This window comes from Metamycoplasma sualvi, from assembly GCF_045276925.1.
Taxonomy (GTDB): Bacteria; Bacillota_I; Bacilli_A; order Mycoplasmatales; family Metamycoplasmataceae; genus UBA710.
This window is the reverse complement of record NZ_CP174167.1, coordinates 772,708-798,718: the sequence shown is the minus strand read 5'-3', so window position 1 is coordinate 798,718 and position 26,011 is coordinate 772,708. Positions and strand designations below refer to the sequence as shown.

19 protein-coding genes are annotated in these 26,011 nt (G+C 23.3%); 7 read left to right on the top strand and 12 right to left on the bottom strand.

The features are described from left to right. Positions 1 to 54: 54 nt before the first annotated feature. Together ACJA29_RS03785 and ACJA29_RS03780 are read left to right on the top strand one after the other, a co-directional pair. Entirely contained in the window at positions 55 to 861 is an 807-nt protein-coding gene (locus ACJA29_RS03785; protein WP_406602983.1) for a glycosyltransferase family 2 protein, read from the top strand. Between the two features lie 20 nt (positions 862 to 881). Then, complete coding sequence (locus ACJA29_RS03780) at positions 882 to 1,049, top strand: glycosyltransferase (RefSeq protein WP_406602558.1); 168 nt, start codon at positions 882 to 884, stop codon at positions 1,047 to 1,049. 505 nt (positions 1,050 to 1,554) lie between these two features. On the opposite strand, the gene ACJA29_RS03775 is transcribed toward ACJA29_RS03780, so the two are convergent. Genes ACJA29_RS03775 through ACJA29_RS03755 form a run of 5 tightly spaced genes read right to left on the bottom strand, consistent with a single transcriptional unit; the run spans position 1,555 to position 6,977 of the window. After that, positions 1,555 to 1,677 (bottom strand): hypothetical protein, encoded by a 123-nt coding sequence (locus tag ACJA29_RS03775; protein ID WP_406602557.1) that lies wholly within the window; start codon positions 1,675 to 1,677, stop codon positions 1,555 to 1,557. A 57-nt stretch (positions 1,678 to 1,734) separates the two neighbouring features. Then, positions 1,735 to 2,574, bottom strand: a complete 840-nt coding sequence (locus ACJA29_RS03770; RefSeq protein WP_406602556.1) for a hypothetical protein — start codon at positions 2,572 to 2,574, stop codon at positions 1,735 to 1,737. Further along, positions 2,567 to 4,009: an aldehyde dehydrogenase family protein gene (locus tag ACJA29_RS03765; protein ID WP_406602555.1), complete on the bottom strand. Its 1,443-nt coding sequence runs from the start codon at positions 4,007 to 4,009 to the stop codon at positions 2,567 to 2,569. The genes ACJA29_RS03770 and ACJA29_RS03765 overlap by 8 nt, the downstream gene beginning before the upstream one ends. 3 nt (positions 4,010 to 4,012) lie before the next feature. Further along, complete coding sequence (thiI, locus tag ACJA29_RS03760; protein WP_406602554.1) at positions 4,013 to 5,185, bottom strand: tRNA uracil 4-sulfurtransferase ThiI; 1,173 nt, start codon at positions 5,183 to 5,185, stop codon at positions 4,013 to 4,015. 4 nt (positions 5,186 to 5,189) lie between these two features. Continuing rightward, positions 5,190 to 6,977: a hypothetical protein gene (locus ACJA29_RS03755; RefSeq protein WP_406602553.1), complete on the bottom strand. Its 1,788-nt coding sequence runs from the start codon at positions 6,975 to 6,977 to the stop codon at positions 5,190 to 5,192. Positions 6,978 to 7,105: 128 nt separating this feature from the next. Between ACJA29_RS03755 and ACJA29_RS03750 the strand changes: the two genes are divergently transcribed. Genes ACJA29_RS03750 through rnc form a run of 5 tightly spaced genes read left to right on the top strand, consistent with a single transcriptional unit; the run spans position 7,106 to position 12,619 of the window. After that, positions 7,106 to 8,944, top strand: coding sequence for a hypothetical protein (locus ACJA29_RS03750; RefSeq protein ID WP_406602552.1), 1,839 nt, complete (start codon positions 7,106 to 7,108; stop codon positions 8,942 to 8,944). Between the two features lie 49 nt (positions 8,945 to 8,993). Next, positions 8,994 to 9,299 (top strand): hypothetical protein, encoded by a 306-nt coding sequence (locus tag ACJA29_RS03745; RefSeq protein ID WP_406602551.1) that lies wholly within the window; start codon positions 8,994 to 8,996, stop codon positions 9,297 to 9,299. Position 9,300: 1 nt separating this feature from the next. Beyond that, positions 9,301 to 10,941 carry a DAK2 domain-containing protein gene (locus tag ACJA29_RS03740; RefSeq protein WP_406602550.1) on the top strand — a complete coding sequence of 547 codons (1,641 nt, stop codon included), beginning with the start codon at positions 9,301 to 9,303 and terminating at the stop codon, positions 10,939 to 10,941. Positions 10,942 to 10,943: 2 nt separating this feature from the next. Further along, positions 10,944 to 11,939 carry a phosphate acyltransferase PlsX gene (plsX, locus tag ACJA29_RS03735; RefSeq protein ID WP_406602549.1) on the top strand — a complete coding sequence of 332 codons (996 nt, stop codon included), beginning with the start codon at positions 10,944 to 10,946 and terminating at the stop codon, positions 11,937 to 11,939. Beyond that, positions 11,939 to 12,619, top strand: coding sequence for a ribonuclease III (gene rnc / locus ACJA29_RS03730; protein WP_406602548.1), 681 nt, complete (start codon positions 11,939 to 11,941; stop codon positions 12,617 to 12,619). Before plsX ends, rnc begins: the two co-directional genes overlap by 1 nt. 1 nt (position 12,620) lies before the next feature. Here the strand turns inward: rnc and ACJA29_RS03725 are convergent, their stop codons facing one another. Genes ACJA29_RS03725 through ACJA29_RS03695 form a run of 7 tightly spaced genes read right to left on the bottom strand, consistent with a single transcriptional unit; the run spans position 12,621 to position 25,951 of the window. Continuing rightward, the gene (locus ACJA29_RS03725; protein WP_406602547.1) at positions 12,621 to 13,448 is read right to left on the bottom strand and encodes an MSC_0882 family membrane protein; all 828 of its coding nucleotides are present in this window, start codon (positions 13,446 to 13,448) and stop codon (positions 12,621 to 12,623) included. Between the two features lie 12 nt (positions 13,449 to 13,460). Next, entirely contained in the window at positions 13,461 to 14,378 is a 918-nt protein-coding gene (locus ACJA29_RS03720; protein ID WP_406602546.1) for an ABC transporter ATP-binding protein, read from the bottom strand. A 16-nt stretch (positions 14,379 to 14,394) separates the two neighbouring features. Beyond that, the gene (locus tag ACJA29_RS03715) at positions 14,395 to 21,180 is read right to left on the bottom strand and encodes an FtsX-like permease family protein (RefSeq protein ID WP_406602545.1); all 6,786 of its coding nucleotides are present in this window, start codon (positions 21,178 to 21,180) and stop codon (positions 14,395 to 14,397) included. Between the two features lie 51 nt (positions 21,181 to 21,231). Then, positions 21,232 to 22,323 carry a class I SAM-dependent RNA methyltransferase gene (locus ACJA29_RS03710; RefSeq protein WP_406602544.1) on the bottom strand — a complete coding sequence of 364 codons (1,092 nt, stop codon included), beginning with the start codon at positions 22,321 to 22,323 and terminating at the stop codon, positions 21,232 to 21,234. Between the two features lie 15 nt (positions 22,324 to 22,338). Then, complete coding sequence (gene deoD, locus ACJA29_RS03705) at positions 22,339 to 23,037, bottom strand: purine-nucleoside phosphorylase (RefSeq protein WP_406602543.1); 699 nt, start codon at positions 23,035 to 23,037, stop codon at positions 22,339 to 22,341. A 49-nt stretch (positions 23,038 to 23,086) separates the two neighbouring features. After that, positions 23,087 to 24,328, bottom strand: a complete 1,242-nt coding sequence (locus tag ACJA29_RS03700) for a class I tRNA ligase family protein (protein ID WP_406602542.1) — start codon at positions 24,326 to 24,328, stop codon at positions 23,087 to 23,089. 39 nt (positions 24,329 to 24,367) lie between these two features. Then, positions 24,368 to 25,951, bottom strand: a complete 1,584-nt coding sequence (locus ACJA29_RS03695) for a BMP family ABC transporter substrate-binding protein (RefSeq protein WP_406602541.1) — start codon at positions 25,949 to 25,951, stop codon at positions 24,368 to 24,370. Positions 25,952 to 26,011 lie beyond the last annotated feature (60 nt).

The following is a 26,011-nucleotide window of genomic DNA, read 5'->3' as shown; positions in this document are numbered from 1 at the left end:
CCTGATCTTATTATCAATGGGATTAATTCTTTTAAGAATTTAAAAGATTAAGAAATAATAATTATTGATGCAATGTCAAGTGATGAAAATATTGAAAAATTACAAAGTAATTTAAAACTAATTGAACATGAACAAAATGTAAATCTAGTTTTATCTAATAAAAGATTAAATCTTTCATCAGCAAGAAATAAAGGTCTTTCTTTAGCAAAAGGAAAATGAGTTTACTTTATTGATGATGATGATGAAGCAAGAGAGAAATTTATTAAGTTTTTAAATAAAGACAAATTAAAATCAAAATATGATTTTTATAGATTTCCTAATATTGAAAAAAAGAATAAAAAATTTAAATCAATTATTATCAAAATATCTCCTTGAAATAATAGGTATTCCCCTCAAGTTTCTACATTTTTGTTTAATAAAGATTTTTTAATAAAAAATAATATTTGCTTTAATCCTTCTTGTTCTTATGCAGAAGATCGTTTTTTTATAATGGTTTTATTTAGTCAATCAAATGTTAAACATAAATATATTCATATTTTTTCTTTTGATTATAATATTTTTACTCATATAAATAGTTTAGTAAGAAGAAAACATAAAACTCCAAAATATAATTTACAAATAATAGATACTATATTGGAAACAAATTATAAAAATATAAAAGTTATTAGTTTAGAAATTTTATTATCTGATTTTTATTCATTATTTTTAAAAAAAATGTATGAAGATAAAGAGGAATCTTTAAAAATATATAAAGAATATATGAAAAAAATATCTCCTGGGATAATTACTTGAATAAAGTTAGATGAAGCTTCTAAATGTTTATATTTTTTATATTTAATTAAAAGTATTAAAAAATCTTAATATATCAATATCATTATATTATGATTAAATATTCAATTATTATTCCTCATTTTAATAGACCCGATCTTATTGTCAATGGGATTAATTCTTTTAAGAATTTAAAAGATAAAGAAATAATAATTATTGATGCAATGTCAAGTTATCAAAATATTGAAAAATTACAAAATAATTTAAAACTAATTGAATAAGAACAAAATATAAATTTAATTTTATCTAATGAAAGATTAAGCAATTCATCAGCAAGAAACAAAGGTCTTTCTTTAGCAAAAGGAAAATGAGTTTACTTTATTGATGATGATGAAACAAGAGAGAAATTTATTAAGTTTTTAAATAAAGACAAATTAAAACCAAAATATGATTTTTATAGATTTCCTAATATTAAAAAAAAGAATAAAAAATTTAAATCAATTATTATCAAAATATTTCCATGAAATAATAGATATTCCCCTCAAGTTTCTATGTTTTTTTAACAAAGATTTTTTAATAAAAAATAATATTCATTTTAATGATCTCTTTAATTATGGTGAAGATCTTTTTTTGTAATGACTTTATTAAATATAGAAAAAATTAAATATAGATATCTTCACATGTTTGCTTTTAACTATAATGTGTTTTCTCATGTTAAATCTATAGTCAGAAACCAACATTTAAATTGCAAATCAAATTTAGAAATAATTGATGCTATATTAGCATCTAATTATAAAAATAAAAAGTTTTTAGTTTAGAAATATTAGTATCAGATTTTAATTCTAAATTTTTACATAATTTATATATAAATAAAGAAGAATCATTAAAAATATATAATGAATATTTCAAAAAAATTTCTCCTAGTTTTAAAACATGATTAAAAATGGATATTGGATTGAAATTCTCTTATTTTTCTTTTTTAGTTAAAAAATAAGAAGTTTCTATTTCTAATTTTTTTCTTGATTTTAGCTTGATTCAAATATAAGGGAAGAATATAATGCAAAATTTGTCTCAATATCATTTTTTTCATCAAGTTCCTATTTTAGTTCATTTATTTTTTTCAAATTTTATTGCTTGCTCATGAAAAAAACTTGCTGCATTTTTCGTTTCATTCAAATCTTTATTTTTATTTTGTTTCAATCAAGACCCAAATCCATTATATTTCAAAATACTATTATCATTTAATGGATCAATATCTCTTGCATCAAAGAAAAAAATATTTTTAATATTTTCTTTTTTAGATTTTCATAAAAATATTGACATAATACTAGGAGCTATAAATATTGAATAATTCGTTAGATGTGGAAAAAAATAATAAAAATTCAAAGAATCATAAAGAATATTTTTATTTTTATTATTTAAATATATAAAACCAGACCAAATCCTATGAGGTTTTTCTTTAATAAGAATGTTATTATTATTCTCAATTAATGAAACTAACTCATTTAATCTTTCTTCATTAAATACAGTTTTTGAATCAATATAAATATTTTTGTTTTGATCATCATCATTGCCTAAGACTAGCATTTTATATAACCTTCATATATCAGAGCAAAAAGAAAAATTTTTTCTTTCGAAATTTATAGAATAAAATTTAAATTTTTCTAATAAATATTCATGTTCTTCTTTAGTTGGTCCTAAATGAAATTTTATGTTTTTATTTAATTTTTCAATTCTAGAAAAATATTCCTCAATTTTCTTTTTTTGTTCTTCGTTTCCTAATCAATAACTATAAAAATTAATCATTTTCAATAACTCCTTTAATTCTGTTCATAGATATAATAGCCTCTTTGATACCTTGCATTCCTTTTCCGGAATTTTTAATTCCGCCAAAAGGAAAAATATCCGGGCCTCTTGATGGGCTTTGATTAATATTGACTGTTACTACATCTAATGATTTTGCAATTTTGTTTGCTAATTCAATATCTTCAGTATATATAGATGCTTGTAAACCATATTCAGATTCATTATTAATTTCTATTGCTGATTCAATAGATTTAAAACTAATAATTGGTAAAACAGGCCCAAATTGTTCTTCATAATAAATTTTACAATTTGAGTTTACATTATATAAAACTATTGGAGCCAGAATATTATTATTAATTAATCTAATATTTTGATCTGTTAAAGCACCTTTTTGTAAAGCATCTAGCAATAGATGTAAATTATATTTAATAGAATTTGCGCTAATCATTTCAGTAACATCAAAATTTCCTTCACTAGCTGATCCTACTGTTAATTTATTAATTTCATAGTTAATTGCATCAACTAATTTATAAGCTACTTTATCATCAACTAAAACTCTTTTAATGCCTGTGCATCTTTGGCCATTGTATAAAAAAGCCCCTTTAACAATGTTCGCTGCTGTTTTAGCTATATCAGCATCTTTTAAAACAATTGCAGCATCTTTACCACCCAATTCTAATGAAACTGGAATTAAAGGATTTAATTGAGATATCCTTTTACCCACACTTGTAGAACCAGTAAAAGTAATCATGTTTATATCTGAATTTTCTATTAATCAATCACCTACTTCAGAACCTTTTCCAATAACACAACTAACTTCACCATTTTTAAAACCTGATTCATATAATAATAAACTAATAAAAGCTCCTAAACAAGATCCTTGAGTTGCTGGTTTATAAACTACTACATTACCTGAAATAAGAGCAGGAGCTAATTTAGTCATCAATAAATTTAAAGGATAATTAAATGGACTAATTGCTAGTACTACACCTAAAGGTTCATAATAAAATTTACCTGTTTTCCCTTTAATATTATGAACATTGCTATCGATAATCATTGGTTGCTTATTAATCATTTTTTCATATTCATCAATAGTTAATTTGATATAGTCAATTGTTCTTTCAATTTCTTTAATAGCATCTCTTTTGCTTTTGGCTATTTCTTGCACAATTAAATTAGAAATTTCATCTCAATTTTTATTTAATAATTCACAAAAATTTAATAATTTGTTTTTTCTAGATTCAAATGATGTATTTTTGTAAATAGCAAAAGCTTCTTTTGCTTCATGACAAATTTTATCTATTTGATATTTATTTTTTACTCTCGGAATTGATCCAATGATTTGATTATTAATAGGAGAGAAAATTTGAATAGAATCATTAAAATCATCTCTTATTTCTTTTCCTACTAATACTTTAAATAGTTTTGGTTGCATATTTTACTTAATATCAATTTTACTATTTATTTTAAAAAATAATCTTTCTATATTATTGTTAATTGCTTTTTCTTCTAATCCTTGTAGTAAATCCAATTCTTCTTCTAATGCTTGAGCAACATCGATAGATGGTTTTGTTGCAGGATGATTAGGAGCAAATAGTTCACATGTTTCACAAGCTTTTATAGTAGAAATAGGAAATAAATTAAATTTTTCTGACTTGCTTATTATTTCTATTTTATCTAATGTCAATAAAGGTTGATAAACAGGAAGTAAAGATTGATTATGAATAACATGAATTGCTTCCATAGTTTGAGAAGCAACTTGAGCTAAATTTTCTCCATTAGATATACCTAAACAATGAGTTTTTAATGCTATTGAGCTAGCTATTCGATAAAAACTTCTTCTCATTAAAACAATTTTGTATTTTTGATTTGATGTTAAACCAATATAATTCATTATTTCTGTGTAATTAAATAAATATAAAGTAGATTTAATTTGATATTTTGTGATTAAGTCAACAATTAATTTTAATTTTTTTATTGTTGTCTCATCTGTATGTGGAGGAGAAATGAAAGCTAAAAAATCTACTTGCACACCTCTTTTAATCATTTCTAAAGCTGCTACAGGAGAATCAATTCCTCCAGATAATAAATGGATTGTTTTGCCCGACACACCAACTGGCAATCCTCCTAATCCTTTAATTTTTTCCCAAAAAATATATGAAAAGTTTTTATGAATTTCTATATTTACTTCTATATCAGGATCTTTCACTTTTACTGTTAAGTGCTTGTTATTTTTTAAAACAAAATTCCCTAAGTGAATGTTTAAGTCTAAAGAAGATAATGGAAAATCTTTTCATTTTCTTCTACTATTAATTTTGAAATTCTTATGTGGAGCAAAATCAATTTTTTGAATTAATTTCTCAATTTCATCTAAATTAGAATTTAATTGAAAAACAGGAGAATATGAAGAAATACCAAATACATAGTTTAAATTATTTAAATTTTCTATTGAATATGGAATAAAAATTCTATCAATCATTATATCTATATGTTTTAAATCAACATTGCATATTTTGCTAATGTTAGATGCAAGTTTTCTGACAAAAGTCATTTTATTGTTTCCTTTTAAAGATAATTCTCCAAATCTAATTAAAATCTTTTCATACTTCATAATTCTAGTTTTGTCTCCTATTAGTATTATTATTAATATAATTTTTAAAAATATATCTTATTAAAAATTCCAACCCTTCTAAATATTGTCCAACACTTAACATTTTTTCACTTTCTAAAACAACTTTGTGAAATACTTCATCAACAAATTGATAGTAACTATATTTTGTATTTATTAAACTAAATACTTGTGTTATTGTAGATTTTTTTACTACTGTATTTAAAAATGTAACAACTAAATCAAATAGTGTTTTTACATATATTTCAATTTTTGATTCTCTTGTTCTTTCATTATTAGAAATAATAATTAAATCAATTTTCTTTTTTATATCTTCTATTTGATAAATTAAATTTTTATCATTATCAGATAATATAATGTCATTTCTCTTTATTTTGGAAAGACCAATAATGTATGTTTTAGATAAATTAAAATACTTCAAAATGGGATTGGAAGCATTTGCATAAAAAATGTCAATCCTTTTTTCTATTTGATTGCATGTGTCAATAAATGATGATATAGATAAAAAAATTTTTTTATACAATCCTTGTTTAGATGAATAAGATGAATTAGGACTATCTACAATTTCTGTATATTCTTTTATAAAACTTTGAATATTATTGTTTAAAGATACTAATTCACTATGATCATTATCTAAACTTCAATAGAACATTTTATCAATAGTACTAATTTTGTCAATTTCTTTTTTCAATTCAGAATGTTTATTGTTAATAATGCTTAAGTATTTTTGAATATGTTCTAAGTTGTATTGTTTTATAAAAAAATATGCTTTTAATTCTTTATCAACTAAATTAAACAAATCATATTTATTTCTCAATAAAGCTTTTAAATTCTCTTTTGTATTTGGTACATCTAATTGAAAAAATGACTCTTTTGTAACTTTTGTTAATTCTTGAACATTTTGAATATATCCTGCAACATTTAAATTATCAAAATTAATTGTTGTAGTTTGTTTTAATTTTTCAATGTGTCGAAGTAATTGTTTATATCCCTGCATTTTAAAAATTCTATTTTTAAAGCTCTCATAATGATTATCAAATAAAAGTAGATTATATAAAACTTTTTTAAATGAAGTAAATGCTTTTCACATTTCTTCTTCATTATCTCTTTCTATGCATTCATTTACTTCTTCTAATAAATTTTCAATTTGATTTTGAACATTTTCTAAACTTCTAGTAAATTGTTCATTATCCATTTCCTCGATTCAGGTTGCAATTTTTGATTGTAAAGATTTATATATTGATAAATATTCGTATTTTGTGTTGTTAAACTCTTTAATTGGTTTTAAAAGTTTTAATGACCTTTCATTAATATTTTTCTTTAGTAAATTTAATTCATTTATTTTATTATTTGCTTCTACAATAATCGGATGACAAGAAAAAACTTTAGAATGATCTAACTTATTAAATAACTTGTTTTTGATTTTACGTAATTCAGTGATTTTTTCTTCAATTTCAATTGTTAATCGAGCATATTCTTCTTTTTCTTTTTGAATTTTAGAAATATTCACATTTATATCTTGAATCTGATCATTAGGAGAATTAGTTATTCTTTCTACTAATCTTTTTTCAGACTTAGTAAATTTAACATCTATTGTTCTCAATATTGTCAATGTATCTATATATGGTTCTTCACGTAAAAAAGTTTCTAATTTTTTTAAATAATTAGAATATTTTTTTAAAAATATTCATTTTAATAAAACAAAAATTCCAAATGGAATGAAAATAAGTATAAGGATGCCAACAATAAGTAAAACTATTTGAAGTGTAGTCATATATTTAAATTTTATTACTTTAATATTATTAAATACTTTAATATTATTAAATTAAAAACAAAGAAAATAATTCATGGAAAGACCCAAATTGGCTAGATATATTAGAAATATAGTAAAATTTATCTATAATGAAAAAAGATAAAGTAAATAAACCTAAATTTGTGGATGAATATTTTTCGTTAGATGATAAAATCAAATTTTTACAATCTTTTGATTTAATAAATTTGCAAAAAGCTGCCAAGATTGGAAATATACCATCTTCTAAATTGAAAACAAGAAGAAGTACTATTAAATCTATTCTTGCTTTTGATTTAAAAAATAAATTTTTAATTTGTGAAAATATTTTTAATAATCTTTCTGAGTACTATAAAAAGAAAGTTGATGATGTTTATACATTTAAAACTTTAGAATGAAACCAATATGAATTTGATCATAAAAAAGCTAAAGAATGAGAATTAATTAAAGATGATTTACAAAAAGAAAACCAAATATTTTTTAATCAAATAAATATAAATGCTGAAAATGTTACTATTCCTTTAGGCACTTTACAAGAACCTAATACAGAAATTCTTTTATCTTCTCTAGATTCTACTAACACTTTAACATTAAATAAAACAATCGATTTAGATCATATTGAAGACATTACAAATAATGCTAATGTCAAAGAAAGAATTGTTACTAGTGTAAAAGGAAATGAAATTCCAAATGAAGAAAACATAAAAACTAAAAAAGCAATCACACAAACAAGTGGGCCTAAATATGAAAAAAGTTCTTCTAAAGTTTCTTTAGATCAAATTGCGGCAAATGACTATAATTTAATGAACAATTCTAATACTTCAGCACTTACTGGTGAATTAACAACAAAAACCACAAAAATGTTAAATAATAAAATAAACAAGAAAATGATTATTCAAAGAGTTGTTCAATTAAATAAAAACAAAAAAGAAAATACTTTTGATAATAATGCAATAGTTGCAAGTGACGCTCAAATTTTGGATGCTGAAAATTCATCAAAAGATTTCCAAAATATAAACAATAATAATGAAAAATTAAATATTAAACATGAAATTAAAAATATGGATGCTAATATCGAACACAAAACAATTAAAGATTATATATTAAATAATTTGTCTAAGTTCAATCAAATAATAAATAAACTTTCTACAATGGAAGAAAATATCCATTTTAATCAAAAAATATTAAATTATCTTAAAGAAAACATTAATAAAATTGTTGCTAATCAAGAAAAATTATTTGATTTAAATAAAAAACACCAAGATTTTATAGAACATGTTTATAATAATGGCTTTTCAAAATTATCTTTAAATATGAATACTTATAACAAACTAATTAATCAAATTATGAATGATAATAAAAATATTTTAAGTTTGTTGCTAGTAGTAAATAACAAAATTAAGTTAAATTCCTCTTTAGAAAATAACACAAAAAAAGATTCAAGTAATTTCAACAATGACAATTCTTCAGTTAAAGATAAATTATTTGATAGCATTAAACAAATCAATAATATACAGGAAGCAATTAAGAGTTATCAATTAAATGACAAAAATAATGAAAAATTAAATAACCGTGTTTGCTATACAAGATATAAAATAAAAACAGCTAATACATCAAAAATAGATGATAAGTTATTAATTCAAGAACAAATAAGACATAAAAATAATTTAGAGCAATTATGAAAAAAACATGAAGAATTCAAATCTAATAATAAATGCAAAAATTCTTTAAGAGATCTTCATAATGATATTAGCAAAACAAATGATTATCCTATACATAATGATGAATCAAATGATTCATTAAAAAATACATTAGAAAAGTTAAAGGATTTACAAGAACAAAATGATAGATTATTCAAAGAAAATAATATATTGAAATCACAATATCATAATAAAGATCTTTTTGATGTAAAAGTTATAAAAAAAATTTGAAATACCACATCTGCTAAATAGACAATTTAGCTATTTTTCTTATGTGGTATAATTTTTATTTTAAGTTATTATGGAAAATCAAAAGTTATTGAAAATTATAAAACAAATAGATTCTATTTTAGAAACAACACCTGGTATTATAGGTTTGGTTTCTTTATTAGATGGTTCTAGTAAAAATAAAGATAATTGAATTAAAATAGAAGATATTAAAAACAATGGTCATTTAGAAATTTCAATAGCAATCATTATTAATAGAAATGTTGCTACTAAAAACTTATCTAATGAAATTTTAGAAACCATTAAGTTTCATTTCAAAAACACAAAACAGGATTACGTATTGAAAAAACTAAATATTTATATTAAAGGAGTGAAATAATATGCAAACTTTAAATGCAGAAAAATTAAAATTTATTATTGAATCAGCTTCTAATAAATTATTTAATAATAAAGAAAGAATTGATGCTCTAAATGTTTTTCCTGTTCCTGATGGAGATACAGGTACTAATATGTCTTCTACATTCCAAAAAGCAATTCAATTGATTGAGAAAGAATCTTTTGATACAGTAGGGGAATTAATAGAATTAGTTTCTAAAAATATGTTGTTATCTGCTAGAGGAAATAGTGGTGTTATTTTATCTCAAATTTTCAAAGGATTTTCTAATGCTTGAAGTTCTTTAAATAATATTAATATTGAAGATTTTATAAATGGATTTTCAATGGCAGCTAAAACTGCTTATGATTCTGTTTTAAAACCTGTGGAAGGTACCATTTTAACTGTAATCAGAGAAACAGCTGAAGAATTAGCAAAAATTAAAGTTGATAAAAATTCTACATTTAATAATGTAATATCAATTGCTGTACAAAAAGCACAAAATTCATTACAAAATACTCCTAACTTATTACCTGTTCTAAAAGAAGTTGGTGTTGTTGATTCCGGTGGTGAAGGTTTATTGATGATCTTAGAAGGAATGAAGTCAGCAATTGAAGGTACTAAAGTAGAAATTGATTTAAATTCAACTAAACCTTTAGTAATAGCTTCTAATACAGAAGTATATTCAGGAGAATTTGGTTACTGTACCGAAGTTATTATTAAATTAAATGAACCTGATAAATTTGTAAAAAATAAATTTGTCTCTCAAGTAGAAAAACTAGGTAATTCTATGGTTATTGTAAATGATGGTAATTTATTAAAATTACACATTCATACAATAACTCCAGGCAAAATTCTAAATATTGGACAAAAAGTTGGTGAATTTTTAACTGTTAAAATTGAAAATATGACTGAACAAGCAAATAATACAAAATCTAATTTAGAAGGTATTAAAAGTTATGAAGCAACAAAAGTTCAGCCTACTAAAAAGAATGCAATAATTTCTTGCAATGCAGGATCAGGTTTTATAAATATCATGAATGAATTGGAGTGTGATCATGTTATTGAAGGAGGACAATCTAATAATCCTTCTGCTCAAGATATTATAGAAGCTATTGATATTGTAAATGCAGAAAATATTATTATTTTACCTAACAACTCTAATATAATCCTTGCCGCTCAACAAGCAGCAAAAATTAAATCAGATAGAAATATTAAAATTATTCCTACAAAATCTCAAGTAGAAGGAATTACTGCAATTATGAATTATTCTCCAGAAATAGATATTGAAGATAATATCAATGAAATAGAATCAAGTTTAAAAAATTTAATTGTAGGTGAAGTTGTCCAAGCAATCAAAAACACAAAAATAGATAATGTAAAAGTTAAAGAAGGATCATATTTAATGATTATGTCTCATAAAATAATTGGCACTAAAAAAGATTCCTTATCAGCTTCTACTGCATTAATTGACAAAATGATTAAAAGTAACAAAAAAGCTCAAATTTTAATAATTTATTATGGAAACAATGTTTCTGAAATAGATGCTAAGAAAATTGAAAAATATGTTTTAAGCAAATATGATATTGAAGTACAAATTCAAAATGGTGATCAACATATTTATGATTATATGTTTGGACTGGAGTAAAAATGGAAAAAACAATTATATTTGATGTTATGGGCAATGATAATGGAATTAAAGCAGGTTGTTTGGCTGCTTCCAATTTTGTTAAAGCTAATATTGAATATAAAATCATTCTTGTTGGTGATAAAGATAAAATTATAAAATATTGTTCAGAAAATGAACAAATTAAAATATTTCATAATCCCAATGTTGTTACCAAATCTAATGAATCATTATTAGATGCTCACAAAGAAGATAATTCTATGAACAGTGCATTACATTTATTAAAAGAAGGTAAGGGAAGTGCTGTTCTTTCTTCAGGAGATAGTGGTAAATATTTAGCAAGTTCTATCATGATCATAAAAAGGTTGCCAAATGTTTCCAGACCAGCTTTTATGTCCATTATCCCTACAATACAATCTAACAAAAAATTTATTCTTTTAGATGAGGGTGCTAATTTAACTTCTAATGAAGATTATCTAGTAAAATGAGCTAAATTAGGAGCATCTTTTTCTAAGAGTGTATTAAAAATACAAAATCCCAAAGTTTCTATTTTAAATATTGGAACTGAAAATTACAAAGGCTTTGATTATCATCAAAAAGCTAATGATATTCTTCAATCTTCAGATTTAAAATTTGAATATACAGGTTTTATTGAATCTAGATATTTATTAGAAGGATTAGTAGATGTTGTAATTGCAGATGGTTATAGTGGAAATATGACTTTAAAATCATTAGAAGGTACTGTTTTATCTTTTTCTAAATTAATTAAACAAAAAATCAAAAAAAATGCATGAAGAAAATTTTGTGCTTTCTTAATGCGTAATGTATTTAAAGAAATTAAAGAACATTTAGATTATCGTAATGTGGGAGCAGCTTGAATTTTAGGAGTTAATGGATTGGTAATTAAAGCCCATGGTAATAGTGATCAAAAAGCTTATTTAGGAGCTTTAAATCAAATTAAATTAGCTATTGAATCAGATGCTTTAGCTGGATTTACAAAATCATTGGAAACACAATAATGAAAAAGAAATATCCTTTAAATGAATTGTTTAAGATTCTTCATATTAAACCGAAAAATATTAATATTTATTATCAAGCATTAACACATAAAACTTTTTCTAATGAAAATAAAAAATATAGCTCATATGAAAAATTAGAATTTTTAGGTGATTCTATACTTCAAATGTATTCTAGTTTATATATTTACAATTTATTTAATGAAGAATTAGAAGGAACTATGTCTATTATTAGGACAAAAATAGTTTCTGAAGAGACTTTATCTAAAGTAATTAAAGATAATAAAATTAACTTATTTTTAATTTGTTCTAATAATGCAAATGAACTTATGAACAATAATGGAATATGTTGTGATATTTTTGAATCTTTATTAGCTGCTATTTATTTAGATTTAGGTGAAAAAGAAGCGATAAATTTTTTAAATAGGTTTCTTTTTTCACAAATAAAATTTGATTTAGCTGACAAAGAAAATTTAAAAGACTTTAAAACAAGATTACAAGAATTATTACAATCTATAACAAAAAATTCTATAAATTATTTTTGTACACAAGAAGAAAACAATATTTGAAGTTGTAAAGTAATTTGCGACAATATTATATATGGAACAGGAAAAGGTAAAACAAAAAAAGAAGCAGAAATAGATGCTGCTAAAAATGCTTTAAGCAAATTAAAGATAAATTAAATTATTTCTTGATAAATTTCTTGTAAATAATTCAAATAAAGAATGGAAATACAAGAGTAATTAAAACTGATAAAATGAAAATTTTAGCATATTGTTTATTTTTTTCTTTTACTAGTTCATCAATTTCTAATTGAGAAATTACTTCGTTGCCAAAGAAAGATTGAATGTCTATTATTCTTTTTTTTCTATAAATGGTAAAGTAAATATGCATTACCAATGTAACTACTAAAATAGTTATTAATACAAATCCAATATTTTCTGGATTATGGGCAATTGCTCTTATTCATCCTGAAAAATCAAATATTCATCATTGAATGTCTTTTAATCATCAAAATAACAACGTAAAAATAATTCCATAAAATAATATTGCTAAAACAATTCAGTTTTGTCTTGTTTGAGATTTATATAAATTTAAATACATATTTGTAACAAAAGGAGGGGTTAGTCTAGACCCTTCAATTAATGATTCACGATATAAGTTAATGGAAACATTTAATTGTTTTGTATTTAATAAAACAGTTGTTAATTTTCACAAAATTAACGATAATGATATTACTGCAGGAGCATATCAAAAATTATTTATTTTTTCTTTGTACACAGTGGCCATTAATATGATTCATATTAAATTAGCTAATAACAAAGATCCTAAAAAGGAAATTAAAAATGCTTGTTTATTCTTTTCGTGTTTGAAAACTTTATATATTCCATTTGGAATAATACCTTTTGGATCCCTAATATATGATGAATCAATTTTTTTTAATGTCATCTTTTCAGGAGATTCAATAAAAGTTATTGTTCCTGTGTTATAAATCGGTTTTAGCTCTAACATACTAAATAATCTTTATCTCACCTTTTCATCATTTATTATTGTACCTTTATTTAAAAAAATTTTTCTATTTGCATATTGAATTACATCCGGATCATGAGAAACCATCACAATAGTAGTTCCTTTTTCTTGATTTATTTTTCTTAACAATTCCATAACAGCAACACCTGTTTTTTTATCTAAAGCACTTGTTGGTTCATCAGCAAAAATAATATCCGCATTTTTGGCTAATGCTCTAATAATAGAAATTCTTTGTTGTTGTCCCCCTGACATTTGAGATGGATATTTATCTATAACATCCAATAAATCAAATTCTTCAAATGCTTTTTTAATATTAAAATTTTTTCTGTCTTTATGTTTTTGTAAAATTAAACCCGTTTCTACATTCTCATATCCTGTTATGTTATTTAACAAATGGTATTGTTGAAAAATAAAAGCAACATGGCGTCTTCTAAATTTAGTTAATTCTTCATTAGACAAATAAGGTAAATTAGTATTTTCTACAATCACATCACCATGATTTGCGCGATCAAGACCAGACATAATATTTAATAATGTTGATTTACCACTTCCTGATTTACCAAATAAAATAACAAATTCTCCTCTTTTAATTTTTAAATCTACTCCTTTTAAAATAGGAGTAACTTCATTTCTAGAAATAGGATAACTTTTAAATACATTTTTTAATTCAATCACATATCCAGGATTATTTTGTAAATGAATATTAGAATCCTTTTTTCTTTTTTTCTTCATTTTATAATTTTCTTTTCAATTAATTTTAATGATTTCTGCTGTATCAGAAATGGCATCTCTATTATTTTCTTCATCTACATTTAATAAAAACTCTTCTGCAGTATTATGTTTATTAGATTTAAATTTTGGATTAGATATGTATTTATATTTTTGTTTTTTATTTCTAAATCAATTTCTCATATATGTCTCCTTCAATTTATTTTAATAAAATTATTGGTTTGATTCTTCCTTGAATTATTCAAGATATAATGCATGTTAATGCAAAAACAAACGATACTATTCCAAAAGCTATTAAGATATGAATAAAGTTTAAATTTATAGGTAATAAAATTGAAGTAACAGATAAAATTGATGATAAAAATACAGGAATGAATAATCAAACAACAAGCATTGATAAAAATATTGATATAAATACAATTGGAACATAAATAGAGAAGAACATTAATAATTTTTCTCTATTTATATAACCTAAAATACTTAAAATAGCTATATTTCTTTCATTTTCAGTAATAATCATAGAGGTTACCATAATTAAAATAGTTAAGGAAATCACAAATGAAATAGAAAGTATAATTAACATTCCTTGATTAACAGTATCTGAAGCTTGACTAATATATTCTTCTTCAATTCCTTGAGAAACAGCATTTACTAATAATGAATTTAAAGCTTCATCAGTGTAAATGTCAATAAATTTTTTAATGGCCGCATTAGCCTTTACAGCATTTTCATTATTTAAAGTTTGATCTACATCGCTTGAGTTAAATGTTAGATCTAAATTTGATATCCCTATGAAAGTGGCAATTTTATTATTAATATCATCATTGGTTAATTCAGGATATAGTCTAGATATATCATTAGCAAACAATGATATATTTGTTCCACTTGGAGAGATGTTATAGAATAGTTGGCGATATATGTTAATAATTGTTTGTTTTTCAGAATCAGATAAATTAGCAACTTCGTTAGTAGCATAAAAAATTTTGTTATTTGCTGATCAATAATCATTAATTGCATATAAAGATAAAACATTAGATAAAGCCAATGGAGCTTCATTATTAGAAATAATTCCATTATATTCATTAGCATCTAAACCTAAAATGCTATTAGATATGCTTTGTAATGTTATCCATTCTTCATTAATGTAAGTATTGTTAATACCTACTATTTTAAATTTATATATTTTTCGAGTATTAGATAAATTATTTAATGAATTTAATAATTGTTGATCTAATCTGTCTTTAGTATTATTAATATAAAAATCAATAGTATCTCCTACTTGATATTTATATTTATATGCAACAACTTGATTAACTATTAATGGATATACACCATTTTCATTAAAAGATGATAGTTCTTTTAGTAAATCATTATTTGCCGCATCTCTAATTGATATATTTCGTGAATCACTATTATAACCAATAATATCTGGTTTCATATTGGCATCATTAACACTTTGTGTTTCTAAGTAAGTAAATGTTTCATCTGTATTATTTATTTCTACATTGTTATGTAAGAAAAGAGCTCCCGGAGATATAAAATAATCTAATTGAAATTCAGGCATTTGAGATTGAATTTCAATAGGTAAACTATTATTAATATTATTAGAATCAAAATTCAACATAATGTTATAGGCTTGTACTAAGAAATTTCTATATTGTTGTCTTATGTCATTAGATATTGATTCACCTGTTATTATTAATGATTGATTTGTATATTCATTATTATTTACACTTCTATATATAAATTTAGATTCTTCAATTTGTTCTTCATTTGGAACGTAATTGAAATAACTAATTTTAATATCTTTTTGTTGAGCTTTTTGATAATTACTATTGGTTTCTGGATTATATAAAGTTAAATATTCATTATCAGTTCCAAAATTCATAAATCTTGTTACATAACGTTTACCATTTAATATATATTTTTTACCTTCTTGAGTTCATTCAATTCATCTTGAAGATTTATCTGAAATATTAACAATTGAAAATCTTTGAGATTCTGGAATTGCATTATATAGATTTTTTCACACATTAATGTTTAATCCTCCAGTTACTACAGATAAATCAATTGAAGATTTAGTAAAAATATGTGGAGTTGTCTTGTCATTAATATCTAAAACCCCATTAGCATCATTTTTATTAATGATTTCATTATAACCAGGTTTGAAATATGAAGATAAATAAGTATATCCCTCAGCCACATTACCTACAGGTACATATAACATATTATTAATATCATATGTTCCATTAGGTTCTACATAATATGTTTGGACATTCCCTCCTTGATTTGTAGGAGTTACTAACTTCATAGAATATTTATAATTTTTATTAGCATATGTTTGAGTAATTGAGTCATTAAATGAACGATATGACACTATAAAAAATAATGTGATAAATGAAGTAAATAAAGTAGAAATAAATAATGCTATTAATTTACCAATAGAACCTAAAGCCAAAGAAATAGAGAATCTATTTTTAACAGATGTGTGTTGATTTAGTTTTTTAATTGATCTTGCAAAAGCTGAGTTATTAATTTCCATAGAACCATTCATTAAAGAAATAGATTGATTTCTAGTTAAAAATCAAAATGTTGTTAAAATGGTTAAAAAACATAAAAATATAATTGGAACAATTAATGTTAATAAAAATGTTATTCAATTAAATGGTATTGTAACAAATGGTATTTTTCAAAAAATAGATAACAAGTTAAAAACAGATAATTGAGATAATAATCCACAAATATAACCCAATGTTGCTCCTATTACAGAAACAAATAATGGGAATAAACAAATTGATAGAGATATTTCTCATAAAGAATATCCTTGAGCTTTTAAAATACCTAATACTTTGGCTCTAGAATTTATATATCTTCTTATTACAAAAATTATTACTATAGAAATAATAAAGATCATTACAATACCTACTGTATTTTGGATAAAATCAAGATTTTTAATTAAATCATCTATTACTGTTAATCTTAAACTTCTTTCTGGATTTAATAATGAACTTTCATTATATAAATATGCCATTTTATAAATATTAGAATTACTGTTAATGTTTGCATTGGCATCAAAAGTTTGACCTGTAATGGTTGTATATAATAAATTATTTAATCATGTTTGTAGTTCTTCTATATTTGTAGAACCTTGAGCTTTAATTAAAAAATATTTTTCATGAGTAGCGCTAACATTAGATCTTTTTATTCTATCAAATCCATATTCATTAACATAAACTAATGCTTGATTTTTAGTATTTACACTCATATTACCAGCATCAATTACAGGATAAATATAATCAATTGTAAAATCTTGACCAACAATAACAAATTCTACTCCTGAGACATTTATTTTATATTTGTCATCTATTTTACTTAAATCATTTAAATCTTCAGATAGAGTAGAAGATGAATAAACTTGTTTATTGTTAGCATCCAAAAATGCTTGATTAACAATTGCCATATTACCTAAATTGTTATTTATAACAATTTGATTATAATCATCTCTAACTTCAGTAAAACTTGCAACGCCTTGAACTAAAAATTGTGTAACATCAATATCAAATAACAATGTTTGTTCATATTCATTATTCTCATTTTTATGTTTAAATACATAATTAGTTAAATATCAAATTAAATCTAAATCTACCTCTAAAGGCGTCATTTTATTAGGATCATAAACAAATGAAATATCATTATTAGGTTCATTAGGTTTAACTAATGTTTTTAAGTCTAAAGTATATACACCTTTAATATTAAGACTAAACAAAGATAAAATGTCATATAAATTAATAGATTTATAACTTACATTATATGTTGTATCTTGTTTTTCAATTATTGATTTAGTTAAGTATTCATAACCTTGTTGAGGTTCTACCATATTCAATCAATCAACAATGCTTGGTAATTTATCTTGTTTTAAAATAGGTTTAATAATAGGTAGAATTGTTTGAATTGCTGGTGGCAAGTTTGTTTTAAACATTTCTAATACATCAGCCATACTTATATTATTTAAAACAGTGGCTGATAAAACATTTTTTAAGGCTTGTTTGAATAAAGAAGTACTATAAATATTTTTATATAAATATGGTAAAAAATCACCTATACCTATTATTCGATTGCTTTGAAAATTGTTAACATAAAAATCATCTCAAAATTCTACTATAGTTTTATCTAAATTAATTGAAGACATTAATTCTTTTAATCCCATTAAAAAATTAGAAGGATTTGTTACTATTTCAGAAATTTTAGTGTAATTCATTCCAGTTAAAGAATTAACTAAATTTAAGATATAATCAAACGAGATTATCGATCCTGTTGATAATTTAGCAATTTCAAATATTTTATCAATCTCTTTATTAAAAATTGCTTGTTGCTCTTCAATGGTAGTTGTTCCTGTGGGATTAATACAACGATTTAATCCATCAAATATTGAACCAAATAAAGATTCAAATAAATTATTTTTTGTAGATACTACAGCATCTCTTAGAATCCCGATCGTAACTTTAACATATATATCATTAGATAATTGTGGAGGAGGAGTTAGGCCCTTGCCAAAACCATATTTAGAAAATCCTGTATTGACAGCACTCATAAGAATTTCTCAATCACTTGGAGTAATTAAAGGTTTTACAACTAATGTTAAAGCTCTAATTAAATTGTCTCTAAATATTTCCATTCCATATTGGCCATTTGGATTATTAGGATTGTTTAAAGCTGAATTAGGATCAGATTCTGCATTATTATAATCGTTAAGAAGATCTGCGTTGGGTAATAAATATTGAAAAGGTATTGAATATTTATCAATGTATGTATCATCTTGTCTTGCTCAACCTTTAGCTGTAACTACCTTATTATCATTGCCATATCAATCAAATGGAGCAAAATTTAAATTATTATTTACAATAAATTTCTCTAATTCTCCATAATCAACAGGTTGAGGATAATTGGGATGTAATCCTCAAGATAAGTTATTGATATCTGATGTTGATTTTAAAATAAAATAATATGTTTCAGTACCAATTAATATTGATGAAATACCATAAATATTTTGTAAATCTTTTTGACCATTAATTGTCAATCATATAATTTTTTTACTTTCTAATGTTTTTTCAACGCCATTATCTAAATATGTAAAAGAACCAAAAGATAACATAGGATTAATATATTCTCTATTTAAAGACATACCATTTAATAAACCTTGTAAAATTGGACTTACATATTCTATTGGAACTTGATTAGAATGAATATCAATATTAGATGGTAAAGAGAAAATATCATGATCTTGAGATGTATCAACTAATTTACCAACTTCTTCTTTAACTTGAATGCCATTTCAATTTATTTCATTGTTAGAATTACCTAAATTGATAAATTGATAAACATTATTTTCATTATTTGTATTAGTATTAACTGTTAAAGTTTCTCTAAGTCCTAATTTTTCTGCTTTTTGTTTTATTTCATTATAAATGTTTTTGTATTTATAATTTTTAGCTAATTCATAGATTTCATCTTCATATGTAATAGATTTATTTTTATTAATAGAATTTAGTAAATTAGACAAATTACTATCGCTTATATTTTCTATATCCTTAATGGTACTTGTAGTTCCATTTGCATTTGTTATCGGTTTAATTAAATCTTCTTCGGTTAATGTAACATTAAAATTAAATGATTTAATTTGTTCAATGCCATCTGGATTCAAAATATTATTTCCATTTTCATCTTGAATAGGAATTAAGTTCCCATTATGATCCACATAATTAATAATTGTGTCTTTAGTTCAATAAGTTCATGATGATAATTCTTTAAATTTATTTATATCATTTTCTTTAATATGATTTAATCATTCTCCTAGGTATCCTGTTCAAATATTATGATCAATTTGATTATTTTCTATACCTGCTAAATAATATTTATTTTGAGTAAAAATATATTGACATTGAGAATATACAAAAATTGATGTAGGTACAGTTAACTCAGAAATATTGCTAACTATAAAAGGCAATGGAATCTCATCTTTTATTAATGGAAGATTAGTTAAAGCAAAAAATTTTGTTGGAGTCATATCTTTAGTAAAACTAGTAATATCTCCATCCAAAATTCATGTTTTTGTATTATCTAATTTTCATGAAACCTTCCCTAAAATAGATATTATTTTTTTAAATCCTAATAAATCACCAACTTCATCACTTGTTATCTTGTAATATAAATTTTGATTATTAGGATTAGAATATTTTATTCCTTCAGCTGATTGAGGATTGGATAATAAGCTTGATTCTAAATAAGCTTTATTAGTTTCTAAATCTATTACTATAGGCACAAAAGTATTATTTTCATATAATTTTGAAGAGGCTTTAGAATTAGTTCATGATAAAGACACAGGATCATAAGTGTCATATATTTCATGAATAATATTAAAAATTTGATTTCTTGCTACAAAATCACCATTACTATTTTTCTCATATGTTTCTAAATAATTATTTCCATTTTCATTTAATTTAATAGCTAGTTTATTATTAACAGCATTGCTTAGATCAAATGTTGAATTATTAAAATTGTAGTTTGTACTTATTAAACTAGACAAATCTTTTGTTTTTACATACAATGTTGTGTTGTAATTAGGAATTAAAGTAGATAAATTGTAATATTCACTATTTGTATTAAAGTAAATAGTACTTATATAATCTTCTTTTTCTGTATATTCTCATTGATTATTTAGTAAATAAGTTGAATTATTATATGTAGCCGGACTTTCTTTGTAAAATTGTTGCGGCCCCTCTCCATATAGATTAAAATCTGTATTCATAGTGATATCTTGTTTTACAGATTTTGTTATAAATTTTGAATATTGTGTTTTATAAGAATTAACAACATCAAAAATTAATGTAATAACACCTGAAGATAAAAAAATTAAAACAATTAATCCAATAAGGATTACTTTAGAATGTTTAAAAGATTTTCATACTTCTTTCAGCAATTTTTTCATAATTACATAAAATATTTAATATTAAATATTTTATCAAAGCAATTTAAAACATTATTGATTATTTCTATCTAAAACAATGATAGATTCAATATGATATGTTTGAGGAAACATATCTAAAACTGCTGTTTTTGATAAATGATAATCTTTTTTTAAAATATTAAAATTTGATGCTTGTGTTGCCGGATTGCATGACATATAAATAATTCTTTTTGGTTTGATTATGTCTTTAATTAAATTCAAAGTTCTTTTATCTACTCCAGATCTTGGAGGATCTAAAATTAGTGTATCTACTGACTCTTTGTATTCTTTTATAAAAGATGAAACATCTTTATTATAAAAATCAACATTTTTTATTTTGTTTATTTCTTTATTATATAAAGCATCATTATAAGAATCAGAATTTATTTCTACACCAATAACTTTTTGCGATTTATTAGAAGCAATAATACTAATTGTGCCAATACCTGAATATAAATCTAATGTAATACCGTTATCTAATAAATTATCAATAATATATTGATAAGCCAAAATCGCAACTTCTTTATTAACCTGATAAAAAGAATTTAAACCTACTCTAAATTGATATTCAAACATTGAATCAAAAGTGTATTTTTTTTCATGTTTATATCCATAAATTAATGTGTCTAATTTTCGATAAATTACTTCACCTTTTAAAGATTTATCTCATTTAATTGAAGATAATAAAAAATCATCAATATCTATTGTTTCATTAGAATTTTTTTGATAAAAATTCCCATCATGAACAGTTATTTTATTTCGATACTTTGTCTTCTGTTTTCCTTCAATTCAATCTAGTTTTGTAATATCAGTATGTGCTATCTTTTTAAAGTCTTGTATTACTTTTTCTTCTTTAAATTTTCTCTGTTCAGAATCATTCATATGAATCAAATCATAACCACCAATTAAATGAGAGTTTTTGATGTTATGATAGTTTCTATTAATTGAAGGTTTTAAAATTTTAATTAACTTACCTACATAGTATGTAGGATGAGTTTGTTGAATTTCATAAAGGATCTCTTCTCCTTTAATTGTTCCATAAATGTATACAGGTTTTGTATTATAAAAAGCAACACCTTCTCCATGTTGATTATAATAAATTATTGTCCCTGTTAATTGTTCCATTTTGTTAGTATAAAATTATAAAATTCCTAAAGCAATTTCTACCATTTTTAAAAATGTTTTTTCTCTTTCTTCACTTGATGTTTCTTCATGAGTTATTAAATTATCACTAATTGTTACTAAACATGCAGCATTTTTATTTAATTTCTTAGCATTTGTAAATAAAGCATATGATTCCATTTCAACACAATCTGCTTGAGTGGTTTGAATTGTTTCTTCTAAAGGTCTTGAATTATAAAAAACATCTGATGAATGAATTCTTCCTACATTTAATGGAATATTCAATTTTTTAGCTGATTCTTTTAATTTTTCATTTAGATGTTCTGATGGTGTTTGAATATGAGTATCTACATCTAATACTAATTGTCCATAAGTTTTAGAATCACTATATGAATCATTGGCTAAAACCACTTCATAAAGACCTAAATCTTTTTTATAAGAACCCGCTGACCCAATTCTGATAATATTGTCAACATCATAAAATTTAAATAACTCATATGAGTAAATTCCTATTGATGGTTGACCCATTCCTGAACCTGCTATAGTTACTTTTTTTCCTTTATATTCTCCTGTGAACATAAACATATTTCTCACTGTGTTTACTAATTTAACATTATCTAAAAATTTTTCAGCAATAAATTTTGCTCTTAATGGATCTCCTGGCATTAAAACTGTTTTAGCTATATCTTCTTTTTTTGCATTAATATGTGGTGTCATATATCAATTCCTTTCATAAATGTTTTTTATTTATATTTAAAATTAAATTTTAAATTAAATTGTGTTTTAATAATTTTTTTCTTATTTCATCTGATTTATCATATTCTTTCTTTGATAATAATGTTTTATATTCATGATATAAACTAATTAATTCTTTATCAATAGTTTTATTTACTAAATTAAAACCTAAAAATTTTAAATAAGAATATATTTCTTGAGCATATATTATATTTTTAGATTCATTAAATTGCTTAATTAGTTTATTTAAGTTTTTGCTAATTTGAGCAAATGAATATTTAATTATTTCTTGAGCTATATTATTATAAATTTCAGATTGGTTTTGATCATAAGAAATTTCTAATTGGGATTCATTTAATTTCAAGTAATTCATTATCTTATCAAGTTGATGAATTTTTTTAATTAATGGTTGAAGCACTGTATCATTTATTTCTATTTCTGCATTTATATTAGATGTTAAGATTAATAATCTAAATAAATCTGCTCCATGAGGATATAAAGATAAAAATTGATCTGCCTTAATAATGTTACCTAAAGATTTAGACATTTTTTGATTGTCTATATTGATTGTTCCTGTATGTAATCATTGAGTAGTAATAGGTTTATTATTGACTGCAATATATTGAATATTTTCATTTTCATGGTGAGGAAATTTTAAATCAATCCCTCCTCCATGAATTTCTAATGATTGACCTTTTGTATAATGATTAACAAAAACTGCACATTCCGTATGTCATCCTGGTCTTCCGTTACCAATAGAAGTTTCTCAAGTCATTCCTTCTTTTTTGTTTTTTCATAAAACAAAATCAAAATCATTTTTTTGTTCATGAGTTTTTTGATTTTGCAATTTCTCTAAATTGATATTTGATACTGAACCATATTGACTAAATTTGCTAGTATCAAAATAAATAGATTTGTTTACTTCATATCCATTTTTATTGTTTAATATATTTTGAATAAAACTTGCTATTTCATTAATATGTTCTGTCACTTTTGGCATCTTATCAATTGTTTGTACATTATATTCTTTCAACATCTCTTTATAAAATGAAAAATATTGAGAACTAATTTCAGATTCAGACATTTTTAATTTTTGAGCTTGATTAATAATTTTGTCATCTATATCAGTAATATTATGAATAAACACATATTGATCTGGATATAAATGTTTATATCCCCTTAAAATTAAATCAAATGTAACTATTGGTCTCATATTACCAATATGAACTTTATCATAAACAGTGGGACCACATAAGTAAATATATTTTTTCATAAAAATATTATATATAAGTATTCCTATTCATTTTATTTTTTAAACTAATCATTTATTAATTTCATCTATCATCATGTTGAAATAAGATACATTTCCCACAGTCATTTCACCATATAAAACATTTTTTAAATTAAATACTGCTTGATCATATGCTTTTATATCACCTAATTTTTTGGCTTCTTTAAAAGCTTGTAATGCTGCAGGATCTAAATTTTTTTCTAAAGACCCATTTGGTCCAAAAAATTTTTTTTGAGCAGCATCAACTATAGCATCAAATCTTTTTGCTAATTCTGGATTAGATATAGAAGATGGAGAAGCCCCTACAAAACCTAATTCAATTCCACCATTTACTGACATATTAACTGTATTATTGGAAACTGAAAGATTTATTGAAGGATCGATAATAACATTTTTTTCTAAATCCATTACTAAAGAAGTATCTGTTGAATTTGGATATAAATCTGGAATTTGTAATTCTTGACTAATACCTGATAAAAAACATAAAGCTTTATATGTTGCAATGCCGATTCTTTTTTCTGAAGATGTTATGAAATAATTACTATATGTGTCTCCATAAGATATTGCCATATTAGAATCAACCCCAACTACTCATTGTTCATCTTTTTTGTTACTTTCTTTAATAATATTAGCCGCAGTTCTACTTCAATCTCCTGCCACAGGCATCACAATACTTGGTGCTGACCCTTTGAAAATTTGGTCTCCATTACCTTTAACTGATAATGTAAAATCATTTCTTGTCAAAGGGTTGTTATCAATATATGTTGTATTTAAAAATACTTTTTGATTATCCATATATACATTATGAGAAACTTTTGTATCATTTGTTTGTTGTTCATCATTTCAAGCTCTAATACCTTCAACAAAACCATAATTAAAATTAGTTGAACCCGAAGCATCAGCGCCTGCTGAATTATTTAAAATTCTTTTGTTTTTATTTTCTTCTCCCGGATATTGTTCTGCTAAAAATTGAGATACCGCATATCCAACTAAAAATGATGATTCTTGTGTTTTAAAATTTAAAGATATTCCTGTACCTCATTGAATTGTAGTACCATCTTCTTGAACATCACATAAATATTTATTTGCATCTCAATCAATTGAAATAACTTTAATTTTGTTCTCAAAGAATTTTTGTCTATAAAATGGTATTTTTATTCATTCAGCAAAAAATTGTTCTTGAGATCAACCTGTTAATACTCATATTTTATAATTCTTATTTAAAGCATCTGAATAAGCTTGGAACATTTCTGCAGGAGAAGGGGAATTAGTTTCTTTATAAGTACTTGTATGAACACCAACTAAATTAGAAAAAGTTGATATTGCTTCTCAAGTCATTTGGTTGAAAGAATTATCATTTACTTTTCCAGCGGCTGTAATTTGAATAATGGGGTTTTCTTGAATAAATTGTTTAATAGTATTGCCTTTTTCACTATTTCTAGTGACTAAGTCATGAATTTGATTTTGATAATTCACAAAAGTCTCATTAATATTAGAAATATCTGTTCTTGCATATATTTGATCACTTTTACATGCTATAGATATAGCAGGTAAAGTTAACATTGGTACACTTAAACTAATTAAAAAAAAACTCTTTTTATTCATAATCAATCCTTGTTTTCCTTATTATTCTTTGGGTTCTATTTAATATTAAATAATTTATTA